Annotated in this window: 15 protein-coding genes; 13 read left to right on the top strand and 2 right to left on the bottom strand. The window is 43.4% G+C overall.

The genetic code is table 11. The annotated features are described in order from the left end of the window. Positions 1-24: 24 nt before the first annotated feature. From gpt to pgpA, 13 genes are all read left to right on the top strand, one after another. Positions 25-489 (top strand): xanthine phosphoribosyltransferase, encoded by a 465-nt coding sequence (gene gpt / locus F9817_RS00505; RefSeq protein WP_161153000.1) that lies wholly within the window; start codon positions 25-27, stop codon positions 487-489. Positions 490-686: 197 nt separating this feature from the next. Then, on the top strand, positions 687-1,934 hold the full coding sequence (gene frsA / locus F9817_RS00500) for an esterase FrsA (RefSeq protein ID WP_161152999.1): 1,248 nt from the start codon (positions 687-689) through the stop codon (positions 1,932-1,934). A gap of 96 nt (positions 1,935-2,030) precedes the next feature. Then, positions 2,031-2,402 carry a sigma factor-binding protein Crl gene (gene crl / locus F9817_RS00495; RefSeq protein WP_161152998.1) on the top strand — a complete coding sequence of 124 codons (372 nt, stop codon included), beginning with the start codon at positions 2,031-2,033 and terminating at the stop codon, positions 2,400-2,402. Positions 2,403-2,532: 130 nt separating this feature from the next. Next, on the top strand, positions 2,533-3,666 hold the full coding sequence (gene proB, locus F9817_RS00490) for a glutamate 5-kinase (RefSeq protein WP_202436293.1): 1,134 nt from the start codon (positions 2,533-2,535) through the stop codon (positions 3,664-3,666). 15 nt (positions 3,667-3,681) lie between these two features. Beyond that, entirely contained in the window at positions 3,682-4,932 is a 1,251-nt protein-coding gene (locus tag F9817_RS00485) for a glutamate-5-semialdehyde dehydrogenase (protein ID WP_161152996.1), read from the top strand. 104 nt (positions 4,933-5,036) lie between these two features. After that, a complete protein-coding gene (gene nrdR / locus F9817_RS00480; RefSeq protein ID WP_161152995.1) occupies positions 5,037-5,486 on the top strand; it encodes a transcriptional regulator NrdR in 450 nt (149 codons plus the stop codon). Positions 5,487-5,498: 12 nt separating this feature from the next. Next, the gene (gene ribD, locus F9817_RS00475; protein ID WP_161152994.1) at positions 5,499-6,608 is read left to right on the top strand and encodes a bifunctional diaminohydroxyphosphoribosylaminopyrimidine deaminase/5-amino-6-(5-phosphoribosylamino)uracil reductase RibD; all 1,110 of its coding nucleotides are present in this window, start codon (positions 5,499-5,501) and stop codon (positions 6,606-6,608) included. Positions 6,609-6,611: 3 nt separating this feature from the next. Continuing rightward, positions 6,612-7,268: a riboflavin synthase gene (locus F9817_RS00470; RefSeq protein WP_161152993.1), complete on the top strand. Its 657-nt coding sequence runs from the start codon at positions 6,612-6,614 to the stop codon at positions 7,266-7,268. 45 nt (positions 7,269-7,313) lie between these two features. Then, a complete protein-coding gene (ribBA, locus tag F9817_RS00465) occupies positions 7,314-8,423 on the top strand; it encodes a bifunctional 3,4-dihydroxy-2-butanone-4-phosphate synthase/GTP cyclohydrolase II (protein WP_161152992.1) in 1,110 nt (369 codons plus the stop codon). Positions 8,424-8,560: 137 nt separating this feature from the next. Beyond that, positions 8,561-9,031, top strand: coding sequence for a 6,7-dimethyl-8-ribityllumazine synthase (gene ribH, locus F9817_RS00460; protein ID WP_161152991.1), 471 nt, complete (start codon positions 8,561-8,563; stop codon positions 9,029-9,031). Further along, positions 9,031-9,501, top strand: a complete 471-nt coding sequence (nusB, locus tag F9817_RS00455) for a transcription antitermination factor NusB (RefSeq protein ID WP_161152990.1) — start codon at positions 9,031-9,033, stop codon at positions 9,499-9,501. The genes ribH and nusB overlap by 1 nt, the downstream gene beginning before the upstream one ends. Positions 9,502-9,615: 114 nt before the next feature. Beyond that, entirely contained in the window at positions 9,616-10,584 is a 969-nt protein-coding gene (gene thiL, locus F9817_RS00450; protein ID WP_161152989.1) for a thiamine-phosphate kinase, read from the top strand. Between the two features lie 2 nt (positions 10,585-10,586). Beyond that, positions 10,587-11,090, top strand: coding sequence for a phosphatidylglycerophosphatase A (gene pgpA / locus F9817_RS00445; RefSeq protein WP_161152988.1), 504 nt, complete (start codon positions 10,587-10,589; stop codon positions 11,088-11,090). An 82-nt stretch (positions 11,091-11,172) separates the two neighbouring features. Here pgpA and F9817_RS00440 read toward each other — a convergent pair whose 3' ends face one another. Next, a complete protein-coding gene (locus F9817_RS00440) occupies positions 11,173-11,556 on the bottom strand; it encodes a DUF3461 family protein (protein ID WP_161152987.1) in 384 nt (127 codons plus the stop codon). A gap of 254 nt (positions 11,557-11,810) precedes the next feature. Next, positions 11,811-14,435 (bottom strand): bifunctional uridylyltransferase/uridylyl-removing protein GlnD, encoded by a 2,625-nt coding sequence (glnD, locus tag F9817_RS00435; RefSeq protein ID WP_161152986.1) that lies wholly within the window; start codon positions 14,433-14,435, stop codon positions 11,811-11,813. Positions 14,436-14,522 lie beyond the last annotated feature (87 nt).

Genomic DNA, 14,522 nt, shown 5'->3' with positions numbered 1-14,522 from the left:
ACTTTACAAATTTAGGTTATACAAATGAGCAAAAAATTCGTTATCACTTGGGACAATATGCAGGCGTACTGCCGTCAGCTTGCTGAACTTCAAATGCCTGCAGAACAATGGAAAGGTATCCTAGGTGTAAGCCGTGGTGGCTTGGTTCCTGCTGCTATTCTCGCTCGTGAATTAGGTATTCGCTATGTTGATACTGTGTGTATCTCTAGCTACGACCACGATCACCAGCATGAGATGACAGTAGTTAAAGCACCGGATCACGACGGTGAAGGTTACTTGATCGTTGATGATTTGGTCGATAGTGGCGACACTGCTCGTAAAATCCGCGAAATGTACCCAAAAGCGAAATTTGTGACTGTTTGTGCTAAACCTGCAGGTAAAGATCTCGTTGATCAATACATTGTTGATATTGCTCAAGATACTTGGATTGAGCAGCCGTGGGATCTATCTTTGTCTTTCGTTGAGCCAATCAACCGTAAGCAAAAATAAAGATAATCTTTCCTATAAGAAATGGCCCTTAAGGGCCATTTTTTTTTGGTATCTTTTGCCGAGTTACGTAATTGTCATCATGAACGTAATCGGGATCATAGACAGTTAGGTTGTACTCGGGATAACCTTATCTGCAATTAGATGAACGATTTTCGGTTTGCGCCTAAAACATTATTCCATCGACGAGACGCGTTGATATGCCTGAAGAACAAAGTAAAAACCTTTCTGAAACGTTATTTAGAAAGCATAAACAAGCTAAAGAAACCTCCGCATTAGCGAGTTATTTACCCAGTAGCGTTGAATTGCTGCGCAAAAAGCGGGAAGAGGAAGGTTTTGCTTGGTATCGAAATTTAAGACGCCTGCAATGGATATGGCAGGGGATTGATCCTGTTGAACAAGAAGAAGTTTTAGCTCGAATTGCTGCATCCAAACACTCACGTACGGTCGATACTTGGCTCGATACAGTGATGGGCTACCACAGCGGGAATTGGACATTTGAGTGGAATCGCTTGGGAATGCGTCATCAGCAACGTGCTAAAAATAACGAAGGTGAAGTAGCCGCTGACGAATGGTTTAACGCGGCATTGTGTTACAGCATTGCCGGTTACCCGCATTTAAAAAATGATAGTTTGGCGTTGCAGGCGCAAAACTTAGCTAATACCGCCTATCAAGAAGGCGCTAAACAAACCCAGTATGTTGTCAAGCGCCTGGAATTTCCTTTTCAAGGCAAAAAAATCATTGGTCATTTGCATTTAGCAAAAACGGACACGCCTAAGCCAGTGGTTATCGTTAGTGGCGGGCTAGATAGTCTGCAGACGGATATGTGGCGACTCTTCCGTGACTATTTTGCACAGCGAGATATCGCAATGTTAACCATTGATATGCCTTCGATTGGCCAAAGCAGCCACTGGAGCATCAGTGAGAATACGTCCATTCTTCATCAAGAAGTCTTACATCAACTTTATGATTTACCGTGGGTGGATCATCGCCGTGTTGGCTTGGTTGGTTTTCGATTTGGTGGTAATGCCATGGCGCGTTTATCCTTCTTGGAACCTGAGAGAGTAAAAGCTTGTGTTACTTTAGGCGCGCCTATTCACGACGTGTTTGTTGCGCCTGACAAGTTGAAGAAAATGTCCAAAATGTATTTGGATGTGTTGGCTTCTCGGTTAGGAAAAAACGCTGTTGATATTAGTAGTATGGCGGGGCAAATCATGGCTTGGTCATTGAAAGTGCAAGGGTTTTTATCTAGTCGACGCACTAAAGTGCCTATATTAGCATTAGGGATGGAGGGGGATCCTGTTTGTCCCCATTCAGATAACCAATTGCTGGCTCTCTTTAGTCAATATGGCAAAGCTACGCAAATAAAAAGCAAAACAATTTCACAAGGATATGAGCAAGCGCTCGATTTAGCGATAAAGTGGCTAGAAGATGAACTTAGTCGATGACATTTGGTTGAATTTGTTTAACAGTGGACTCTAATGCTGTAAACAACTGAAATGTAGAAGCTTAGTCTTCTCAGCAATTGAAAATGGAGAATAAAAATGTCAGAGGTGACGAAGCTACCGACTCATTTTCGCCTGCTAGCCGCATTTAAAGCAATCGGCCCTTATGTTAGAGAAGAGTTGTGTAAAGATGGTTATTACTGGTTTGACTGTCTATCTGTCTGTATTGACGATAAAAAAGCACCTGAAAAACGTGAGTTTTGGGGCTGGTGGATGGAACTAACGACAACTGAATCCGGTTTTAAAGTTCAATATCACGTCGGTATGTACAATCAAGCAGGCGATTGGGTGAATAAAGAACCACCAGAAAAAGACGTGGCTGAGATTATTCGTACGCGTGATGACTTCGAGAAAAAACTGCACAAAATGCTAGAAGAGCGCTTTGCACAAACTATTTCCGCAGTAGAATAGCCTTTCAAGAATATCTTCAAATTATCTGATCTTAACGAAAAAGGTGCATTATGCACCTTTTTTGCTTGTTTATTGACGGCTGGATTGCTAAAACAAGCACTCTTAAATGTTTTCCATTACAGAAGCAATCATGACTACAAATCAACAAAACGGCAAAACAACACATACTATCGTTGTTAAGCTGGGTACCAGTGTACTTACCGGTGGCTCACTGGCCCTTGACCGTGCCCATATGGTCGAGTTGGCCCGTCAGTGTGCTGAACTGAAAAAATTAGGTCACTCAGTAGTGATCGTCTCGTCTGGTGCTATTGCAGCAGGACGTGAACACCTTGGTTACCCCGCACTGCCCAATGCGATCTCTAGCAAGCAGTTGTTAGCCGCAGTAGGGCAAAGCCAGTTGATAGAAGCTTGGGAGCGTCTGTTCTCTATTTACGGCATTAAAATTGGTCAAATGCTGTTAACTCGTGCTGATTTAGAAGACCGTGAACGCTTTTTAAATGCACGCGATATGATTCATGCTTTAGTTGAGCACGATATTGTGCCGATCGTGAATGAAAATGATGCCGTTGCGACCAATGAAATTAAAGTCGGAGATAATGATAATCTTTCGGCTCTAGTGGGTATTTTGTGCGGTGCAGATAAATTGCTATTGCTTACGGATCAAAAAGGCCTATTTACGGCCGATCCGCGTAAAGACCCCAATGCGGAATTAATCAAAGAAGTGAAAACTATCGATGACACTTTGCGTAAAATTGCTGGCGATAGTGGCACTACGTTAGGTACTGGTGGCATGGCAACTAAACTGCAAGCGGCGGATATTGCGCGTCGTGCCGGAATGGAGGTGATCATCGCTGCTGGTCGTGCACCTAATGTGATTTTTGATGCATTAAGCGAAACCCCACAAGGAACTCGCTTTCTTCCTCTAGAAGAGTCATTAGAGAATAGAAAAACTTGGATTTTAGCCGGTCCCGCTTCATCGGGAGACATTACCATTGATGATGGTGCAGTCAGAGCGCTTGAAGAAAAAGGCAGCAGTTTGCTCGCTAAAGGTGTTGTGCGTGTGGCAGGAGAATTTGCTCGAGGTGAAGTCGTTCGAGTGTTAGATACGGCAGGCAATATGATGGCTCGTGGTATCGTGGCATATTCAAGTCTAGAATTAGCAAAAATTGCTGGGCAACACAGTAAAATGATTTATGACATTCTTGGCTACGACCATGGCTCAGAGGTCATCCACCGCGATAACATGGTCATCATTCAAGAATAACAGTAGGAGATAGTTGTGGATTTAACAGTAATGGGCAAAGCTGCCAAAGAAGCCGCGTTTCAATTAGCTATTGCTCCTACCGCGAAAAAAAATCGTGCATTAGCCTTAATTGCTGATGAATTAGAAGCAAATGCTGAGGCCATTTTAGCAGCCAATGAAAAAGACATTGCTGCCGGGCGAGCTAGCGGTTTGAGTGAGGCAATGCTCGATCGATTATTACTGACTGAAGAGCGTCTAGCTGCGATAGCCGGTGATGTGCGAAATGTAATTTCGCTCAACGATCCTGTTGGTAGTGAAATCGATAGTCGAGTACTTGAAAATGGCATGTCTTTATCGCGTCGCCGCGTTCCTCTCGGTGTGGTTGGCGTGATCTATGAAGCACGTCCAAATGTCACAATTGATATTGCCGCATTGTGTCTAAAAACCGGTAATGCAAGCATTCTACGTGGCGGTAAAGAGACGTTCTATTCCAATATGGAACTGGTGCAAGTTATCCAATCAGCGCTAAATAAAGCAGAGCTTCCAGCAGGAGCGGTTCAATACATTGAAAAGCCTGATAGAGAATTAGTTTCTCAATTACTAAAACTTGATGATTACGTGGATATGATTATTCCTCGTGGTGGTGCTGGTTTACATAAAATGTGTAAAGAAAATAGCACTATTCCTGTCATTATCGGTGGTTTTGGTATCAGCCATATGTATATCGATGATAGTGCGGATCTCGATCGTTCTGTTTTGGTCGTGGATAATTCCAAAACCCAACGTCCATCGGCGTGTAACTCACTCGATACCCTATTGGTTAATCAACAGGTGGCCGCGGAGTTTTTACCAAAATTGATTAAGCAAATCGGTGAAAAAGTGACTTTTGTGGTCGATGATTCAGCTAAAGCTTGGTTCAATCTTGCTCCAACTGTACGTGCCGCTAAAGAGGGTGATTTTGATACAGAATGGTTGACCTTTACCTTGGGCGTTAAAGTCGTCAAGGATGTGCAAGAAGCGATTGAACATATGCATGAACATAATGCCAGTCACTCGGATGCCATTATGACCAATAACCTCACTAATGCAGAACGTTTTATTAACGCTGCCGGTTCAGCTGCAGTTTATGTCAATGCCTCAACCCGTTTTACCGACGGGGCTCAGTTTGGTTTAGGTGCTGAAGTTGCTGTTTCAACACAGAAGCTACATGCCCGTGGACCAATGGGCTTAGAGGAGCTGACTAGCTATAAATGGGTCGGTAAAGCCGATTATCTGTCGCGTAGCTAACATTTTTCTCTAAACATCAGTTAAAAAGGGGTCGAAAAGGCCCCTTTTCCTTTTCTTCCTTTCTTGAATTCCGTTACACTTGAATTCAGTGAGATGGAGGTGATATGCATTGTCCTTTTTGTTCTGCGAGCGATACAAAAGTAATCGACTCCCGACTGGTGGCTGATGGCCATCAGGTGCGCCGTCGTCGTCAATGTTTGGCGTGTCATGAACGTTTTACCACCTTTGAAACGGCCGAATTAGTCATGCCTAAAGTGATTAAATCTAACGGTAACCGTGAACCATTTGACGAAGATAAAATGGTTGGTGGCATGCAACGAGCGTTAGAAAAACGTCCGGTTAGCGCTGATTCTATTGAACTTGCTATTAGCACGATTAAATCTAAGTTACGTGCGACAGGCGAACGAGAGGTACCGAGTGAAATGATCGGTAGCTTAGTAATGGAACAACTCAAAGTCTTGGATAAAGTCGCCTATATCCGTTTTGCGTCTGTGTATCGTAGTTTTGAGGATGTTCGTGAATTTGGCGAGGAAATTGCCAAACTAGAAGATTAATCCCTTTCAATTATGTCAAAGTTTACTCCATTTGATTATCAAATGATGTCTCGGGCTATTGGTTTAGCCAAGCGCGGGATTTATACCACTTCCCCAAATCCTAATGTGGGTTGCGTGATTGCTCATGAAGGAAAAGTTGTCGGTGAGGGCTTCCATGCGAAAGCGGGGGAGCCTCATGCTGAAGTGCACGCAATGCGTATGGCGGGTGATAAAGCTCGCGGTGCCACCGCGTATGTCACGTTAGAACCTTGTTCTCATTACGGACGTACTCCACCTTGCTCTCTAGGGTTAATTAATGCTGGAGTGAAAAGAGTGGTTTGTGCCATGACTGATCCTAACCCTCAGGTGGGTGGGCGTGGTTTCAATATGTTACGTGAAGCTGGTATCGAGGTGGACGTCGGTTTACTTGAGCAAGAAGCCCGCGCGTTAAATCCAGCCTTTTTGAAGCGTATGGAAACAAGAAAGCCATTTGTGCAGCTAAAAATGGCGGCCAGTATCGATGGTCAAACGGCACTCGCGAATGGACGCAGTCAGTGGATTACATCCACACAAGCTCGTCGAGATGTTCAGCATTATCGGGCACAAGCAAGTGCAATATTATCTACGAGCCAGACGGTATTAGCTGATGATGCTTCGCTCAATGTTCGCTGGTCTGAATTGCCGCAAGATGTCCAACGTCATTACGCTGAAACATCGCTGCGTCAGCCCGTTCGAGTGATTTTGGATCGTGCTCACCAGTTACATTCCGAGCTAAAATTGTATCAATCTAATTCATCGATACTCACTGTGGCTGAAACGGATGCGGATATCTGTGTTGAACTCGATAGCCATCATCAACTGCGCTTAGACCAACTTTTCCAAACGCTTGCTGCTGAACACAACATCAATCATGTTTGGGTAGAAGCAGGCGCTACGTTAGCAAAATCGTTAATTGAACAGCAGCTAGTGGATGAAATTATCCTCTATATGGCTCCTAAAATAATGGGGGCGGATGGTCGGGGATTGTTTGGTGCGCTTGGCTTAAACGATATGGCACAGGCCATCGATCTTGATATTAAAGAACTGCGCCAAGTTGGCCCAGATATTCGCGTTGTTATGACGCCGATTTGGAAAGAAGAATAAATTATGTTTACTGGAATTGTTGAAGCAGTAGGTCGTTTAAGAGCCATCACACCAAAAGGCGAGGATGTGACCGTGACCGTCGAGACCGGAAGCCTAGATATGTCTGACGTGAAATTGGGCGATAGTATTGCAACCAACGGCGTCTGTTTAACGGTGATTGCGTTCACTGATCATTCGTATAGCGCGGATTTATCGGTAGAAACACTAAAGAAATCCAGTTTTGCTGATAGCCAAGTGGGTGATCCTGTCAATTTGGAAAAAGCCATGTTACCGACAACCCGTTTTGGGGGGCATATTGTCTCTGGCCATGTTGATGGTGTCGGACAGATAGTTGAACGTAATATCGTTGGTCGTGCGATTGAGTTTTGGGTTCAAATGCCGGAAGATTTGTCTAAATATGTCGCCGAAAAGGGATCTATCACGGTCGATGGTATTAGTTTAACGGTAAATGATTTACGCAAAAATGCGTTTAAATTGACCATTGTGCCTCATACCACGGCAGAAACAACCATTGACCAGTTTCATGTTGGGCGTAAAGTTAACCTTGAAGTTGATGTATTAGCTCGTTATATGGAGCGTTTATTGCGCGGCCCACAAGCAGAAGAACAACCAGAATCTCGTATTACACTAGAATTCTTACAACAAAATGGTTTTGCTTAAGCACGAGTCTCTTAGGCAAATAGAAAAATCAATAGGATAAGAAGCATGACAATTAGTAAGCCTGAAGAAATTATCGAAGATATTCGTCAAGGTAAAATGGTCATCCTGATGGATGATGAAGACCGTGAAAATGAAGGCGATATCATTATGGCGGCAGAGTTTGTAACGCCAGAAGCGATTAACTTTATGGCCACTCATGGTCGTGGTCTAATCTGTTTAACTTTGACAAAAGAACGCTGTCTGAAATTGGGTTTAAACCCTATGGTCAAAGACAATGGCGCACAATTCTCTACGGCATTTACTGTCTCGATTGAAGCAGCGGAAGGCGTCACTACGGGGATTTCTGCTGCAGATCGTGCGCGTACTGTTGAAGCTGCGGTTGCAAAAGACGCGAAAGCATCGGATTTAGTTCAACCTGGGCACGTCTTTCCTCTAGCGGCTCAAGATGGTGGCGTACTAATGCGCGCTGGGCACACTGAAGCGGGGTGTGATTTAGCTCGTTTGGCGGGGTTAGAACCTGCGGCAGTGATTGTCGAAATTTTAAATGAAGACGGCACGATGGCTCGTCGTCCGGATCTAGAAGTCTTTGCCGCTAAACACGGTATCAAATTGGGTACGATTGCTGCGTTAATTGAATATCGTAATAATACCGAAACAACCATTGAACGTGTTGCTCAATGCCATTTACCAACAGAATTTGGTGATTTTGAATTAGTCACTTACCGCGACATTATTGATGATCAAATTCACTATGCATTGAAAAAAGGTGATTTAACGAAAGATACACCGTTAGTTCGGGTTCATCTACAAGACACATTCAACGACTTGCTACGTAGCAATCGTAATTCAGATCGCAGCTGGGGTTTGGATAAAGCGATGCAGCGTATTGGTCAAGAAGGCGGAGTATTAGTGATTCTTGGTAAAGAAGAAACAAGTGAGCTCATTCTGCATCGAGTGAAAACCTTTGAACAACAAGATAAAGGTGAAGCTCCAACCTCTGCGAAAAAACCAGGTACCTCTCGTCGTGTTGGTGTTGGCTCACAGATTCTTGCTGATTTAGGCGTCACGAATATGCGTTTGCTTTCTTCTGAAACGAAAAAGTATCATGCATTAGCCGGCTTTGGTCTTAACGTCGTTGAGTACGTGTGCCAATAAAATCGAACTTATGGCCTTCTCACTGTTGTGGGCGGGCCTAAGCCTTATTTTTGCGTAAATACTATTAGATATAGTTCACAGATTTGTGCTAGAATCCGGCGATTCTCACGTGATGATTAGAGTTTAAAGGATAGCTTATGAAAGTGATCGAAGGTGGCTTCCCAGCGCCAAATGCGAAAATTGCAATCGTAATTTCTCGTTTTAACAGTTTTATTAATGAAAGTTTACTGTCTGGTGCCATCGATACTTTGAAGCGTCATGGTCAAGTAGCAGATGACAACATCACTGTTGTTCGTTGCCCTGGTGCGGTTGAGCTCCCTCTAGTTGCACAGCGCGTAGCAAAAACTGGCAAATTCGATGCAATCATATCTCTTGGTACGGTTATCCGTGGTGGTACACCACACTTCGAATACGTAAGTAGTGAGATGAACAAAGGTTTGGCACACGTTTCATTGGAGTACAGCATTCCTGTGGCATTTGGTGTGTTGACTGTTGACACTATTGATCAAGCGATTGAACGCGCAGGAACCAAGGCTGGTAATAAAGGTGCAGAGGCTGCACTAAGCGCGCTTGAAATGATTAATGTTCTATCTGAAATTGATTCCTAATGGGGGCCAGTGTGAAACCAGCCGCACGTCGTAATGCACGCCAATTTGCACTACAAGCTATTTATTCATGGCAAATTTCTCATGAAAATGTAGCAACAATTGAAGAACAATTCCTTTCTGGTGGTAAGTATGATGAAGAAGAAAATCATGCGTCTGAGCCTGCTTTAGTTGCACCAGAAACTGATGTTCAGTACTTCCGTGATCTTTTGACTGGTGTTGTGCTTAGCCACAAAGAGTTAGACAGTAAATTACGTCCATTCGTCTCTCGCCCAATGCAAGACTTGGATATGATGGAATTAGCTCTACTTCGTCTAGCTATGTACGAAATGACTCGCCGTGAAGATGTACCATATAAAGTGGTTATTAACGAAGCGATTGAACTAGCGAAAGTATTTGCTGCTGAAGACAGCCACAAATTCATTAATGGGGTGCTTGATAAAGCGGCACCACATGTACGCAAAAAGGCGTAATTCGCGATACAATACAAAGGTCAGCCAGATGCGCTGGCCTTTTTTATTGCCTGAAAATACCTAATATCTCGTGGTATAACACTATTGTCGTAACCTGAAGCCTAGGAATATATCATGTCCGGCGAATTCGATTTTATTCAAACTTACTTATCTGATCGTCAAATGAATAGGAAAGATGTCCATCTTTCATTAGGAGATGATTGTGCCATTGTAAAAGCACCAGAAAATGTGCGTATAGCGCTAAGTACAGACACTCTTGTCGCTGGAACTCACTTTCTTGCGAACGCTAACCCTGCTTGGATTGCTCATAAGGCGCTCGCTTCTAACTTAAGTGATTTAGCTGCTATGGGGGCAACACCTGCATGGGTTTCTCTAGCGTTAACATTACCAACGATTGATGAGCCGTGGGTAAAATCCTTCTGTGATGCTTTTTTTGAATTGGCTAATTACTATCATATTCAATTGATAGGAGGTGATACGACCAAAGGTCCATTAAGTATTACTTTGACGGTACAAGGTTTTGTACCTGAAGATAATGCGTTGACTCGTGATGGTGCCCAGATAGGGGATTGGATCTACGTGACTGGACAATTGGGTGATAGTCGGGCTGGATTAGAAGTAATTCTAGATGAAAATCAACGTCATAAACCTTTTGCATCTGAATTAGAAAAACGCCATTATTTGGCTTCTCCACGCATTTTAGTTGGTCAAGCTTTGCTCGATCTTGCTTCTGCAGCGATTGATATATCCGATGGTCTGATCGCTGATTTAGGGCATATTCTGCATCGTTCTGAAGTAGGAGCCAGCTTAAACGTTGAAGATTTACCCTGTTCAAAAGAGTTGCTCGACTTTTGTTATTCCTCAAGAGTTGCTCAACAGTATGCGCTGAGTAGTGGTGAAGAATACGAGCTTTGTTTTACCGTTCCAGAAGAAAATAGAGGCTCGATAGAGAGTGCGTTAGCCCATACTGGTACATTAGTGACATGTATTGGCCAAGTGCGAACTCAAGGAATATTTGAAGTATTACATCATGGAAAGCCAGTTGATTGGCAGCTTTCTGGTTATGATCATTTTAAGGCGTAGATATGCTTGACCCAAAAGAACGACTTTCTCTTTCTAATCCATGGCATTTGTTAGCCACAGGATTTGGTAGTGGTTTATCTCCCGTTGTGCCCGGAACAATGGGGACTTTGGCATCGGTGCCATTTTTCTTACTTCTTGGGCAGTTACCACTTTGGCTCTATATTATCGTTGTGATTATAGCGAGTATTATTGGGATTAAAATTTGTCAAATTACGTCGGACGATATGCAGGTACATGATCATGGTTCGATCGTTTGGGATGAATTTGCTGGCTTTTGGTTAACCATGCTGGTGGTACCTATCTATGGGATTTCTGCGTTAGATTGGCACTGGATCGTATCCGGATTTGTTCTCTTTCGTTTCTTCGACATGCTAAAACCCTGGCCTATTTGTTGGTTTGATAAACGAGTTCACGGTGGATTGGGGATTATGATAGATGATCTTGTCGCTGGTGTGATTTCTGCTATTTGTCTCGCAGCGCTTGGTCATTGGTGTGGTTGGGTATAATAGGCACGCGCATTCGCGTGCCTTAATAAGTTAAGAGTTAACTTATTGCTGGTAAACTTCCTTATTTTTTCTACAGCTTAAACTATTTCAGTTTAGCTAGGTCCGCTTCAATTTCAGCAATCTTGCTGGAAACCACTTTTTCTAAGTGGCGTAAATCGCTCAATATTTTCTCTTTAACATCCTGTTCTTGTGGAGCTTCCGGTTTAGTGATTTTGTTTAGCTCATCAATGACTAGCGTTAGATTTCTACTGATTTCAGTGATGGATTTGTATTGGTGAGTGCCACTATCAACTAAGACATTTTTTTGCTGACGAGGAAACTTGAATTTAACGCTTTTGGCAAATAATTCCCCTTTCTGTTTCTTAAAATAAATTTTGAGGACATCTTTTTGAGCTTCTTGACGAACTGAGTAACGTTCAATTAGCGTTGGATCTTGAATACCTAAACCATTTAGGTGTGGAAACATAAGCGACCTCTATTTTTAGTTAAAGAGTAATAATTTCATGACCAATGTAGCAGCGAAATTTCGTGGCAGATAGAGCCAGATAAAGAAAAAACGCTGAGTTTGTGGTCATGATCGCGCTAGATCTTAGTCTCTTGACTTAGATCATGTGGAATCCAGTGCACAAAAATACGATCTGTGAATGAAATGGGGTCATGAGTGCTAGGTGTGCGGTGTATAAAACCTCCTGAGCTCGGTCACTCAGGAGGTAGGAAGTATTAGTTTGGCGCGAGTTCAGAAATATTGTCAATCAAGGCTTGGCTAAGCGTTTGCTCTTCTTCTAGGGTTAATCTGCCGCCATTATTACGAGTGAGAATAAACAAGTCTTCTGCTCGTTCACCGATAGTGGTGATTTTGGCGCCGTGCAGATCCAAATTCAGTTCGGCAAAAGTAGCCCCTATGGTTGCCAGTAATCCTGGAGTATCAAGAGCGACCAGTTCAATCAAGGTTCTCTTACGACTACGAGTAGGCAAAAAGTCGACGGTTGTTTTTACTTTGAAATGCTTCAGGTTACGCGGTAAACGGCGCATTTTAGCAAGCGAAGCAGGACCTAGAGCCAATACTTTGGTTATATGACTAATTAAGGTTTCATGGGTTTCTTCTTCGATGGCATCGCCATTTTGGTCAAGAACCATGAAAGTATCGAGAACATAACCATCTTTGCTTGTCATGATTTGCGCATCGTGAACGTTAAGGTTACGTCGATCTAACTCAGCAACAACAGTTGCAAATAACGCCGGCTGATCTTTGGTATAGACAAAGATTTCCGTACCGCCACGGGTTGGTTTTTTACTGATCAAAATCATGGGTTGAGAATGATCGTCTAGGCGCAATAAATGAGAGCAGTGCCATGCAATTTGCTTATGCGTATGGCGCAAGAAATAATCCGCCTTAAAGCGTAACCACAACATATCAATTTGTTGCGGTGTGTAACCTTCTTTACGTAATAGTGCTGATGCCATTTGTTGGTTATGACGAATACGTTCACGAACATCAACCGGGTTTTCTAAGCCGCGGCGCAGTGCACGTTGTGTCGAGTAGTAAAGCTCCGCTAGTAGCGTTCGTTTCCAACTGTTCCATAGCTCGGGATTAGTCGCACAAATATCAGCTACCGTTAAACACACTAGAGCATCTAAATACTCTTCATCACGCACTTTCTTGGCAAAATCAATGATGACATCAGGATCATAAATATCGCGTCGTTGTGCGGTGACTGACATCAACAGATGGTTTTGGACCAACCATGACACTAAACGAGCTTCAGGTTTGGACAGCCCGTGCTCTAGGCAAAAATCGTAAGCCTCGACAGCGCCAATTTCAGAATGATCCCCACCGCGGCCTTTACCAATGTCATGGAAAATAGCGGCCAGTGTTAGGAGCTCTTTCTTCTGAGTTCGAGGGTAAATTTCACAGCAGATAGGATGTCGTTCATAACTAGCCGGATCATTGAAGGTATTGATGTGTTTCAATAACCGCATGCTGTGCTCATCCACAGTGTAAACATGGAATAAGTCAAACTGCATCTGTCCAACAATGTGACTCCATTGTGGTAGATATGTTGCGATAACGCCTAGCTCATGCATTTGTGGAAATGCATTTTGCAGAGCATTTGGGTGGCGAACAAGCTCCATGAATTTTTCTCTCGCTTCCGGAATTGTATGTAGGAAGCGATTGAGACGACGGCGCGCCGTTCTAAGTTGACGCATCGTAGTGGGGGAGACCCCGCTAATTGAAGAGTCGTGAGCCATATGGAGAAACATATCCAAAATGGTTTCCGGTCGGGCTTGAAACAATGCTGGCTTACGCGCTTCAATCCAATTTCCTCGACGTTGGAAATCTTCGTCAATAATTTGAGCTTCGTCTTCTTCTCCATTATTAAGAATGGCTTGGTCAAATAACATCAGCAGCATTCGATTCAGTTCTACAACACGGCGTAAGGTGCGGTAAAACTCTTTCATCATCATTTCGACAGGCTGGTTGGCCTCGCCTGTAAAACCTAAATACTCTGCGACTTGGGCCTGATGGGCAAAATTAAGGCGGTTATCATAACGCTTTAGCTGTAAATGCAGTGCAAAACGGACTCGCCATAAAAAATCCTGACATTCCAACAGCTCACGATATTCACCGTCAGTTAAAAATCCGTAGCGACTCATTTCGTATAGTGACGTGGCGCCGAAATGGCGGCGTGCGACCCAACTGAGGGTATGAATATCGCGTAATCCCCCAGGCGTGTTTTTAATATCCGGTTCTAAGTTATAGGTTGTGTCATGATAACGAGCGTGGCGTTCACGCTGCTCTTGAATTTTAGCGCGATAGAAGGTTTCACTCGGCCAAAAAGATTCGGAAAGAATGACCATTTTCAGACGATAAAACGTATCGTCACAGCCGCAAAGTAGACGAGCTTCTTGCAAATTAGTTGCAACGGTTAAGTCTTCACGGCCAATCTCCGAACACTCTTGTACAGTGCGTACTGCGTGTCCAACTTCTAAACGGAGATCCCAAAGAAAAGTAATAAATTCACTGATTTTATGGCCAAGTTCTTCGGGTAATGGTTTTTGAGACACAACCAGAATATCAATGTCTGATAAGGGATGTAGCTCCCCACGACCATAACCACCCACAGCAACTAAAGCAACTTCTGCAATTTTGTCAAACTCATAGCTGTGCCATAAACGTTGCAGGAGTTCATCCATGTAATGCGAACGTCCATGAACGAGATCTGAAATTGGGTCTCGCGCTAAAAATTGATTTTTTTGGTAGTCAGCAAAGAAATCTAATTGCTGTTTGAGCTCTGTGATTGAAAGTTGTTCATCACTAAAGGTATTCGGGGATTGAAATGGCATAACTGCGTTCCATGCACGTGATTTCCGACTGGAATAGAATGTAGCAGATTGACGTAGATAAAAAAATATCCCTGCGAGGCAGGGATA

Source organism: Vibrio eleionomae (assembly GCF_009874545.1).
Lineage (GTDB): Bacteria > Pseudomonadota > Gammaproteobacteria > Enterobacterales > Vibrionaceae > Vibrio > Vibrio nitrifigilis.
This window is presented reverse-complemented; position numbering and strand designations above follow the sequence as displayed.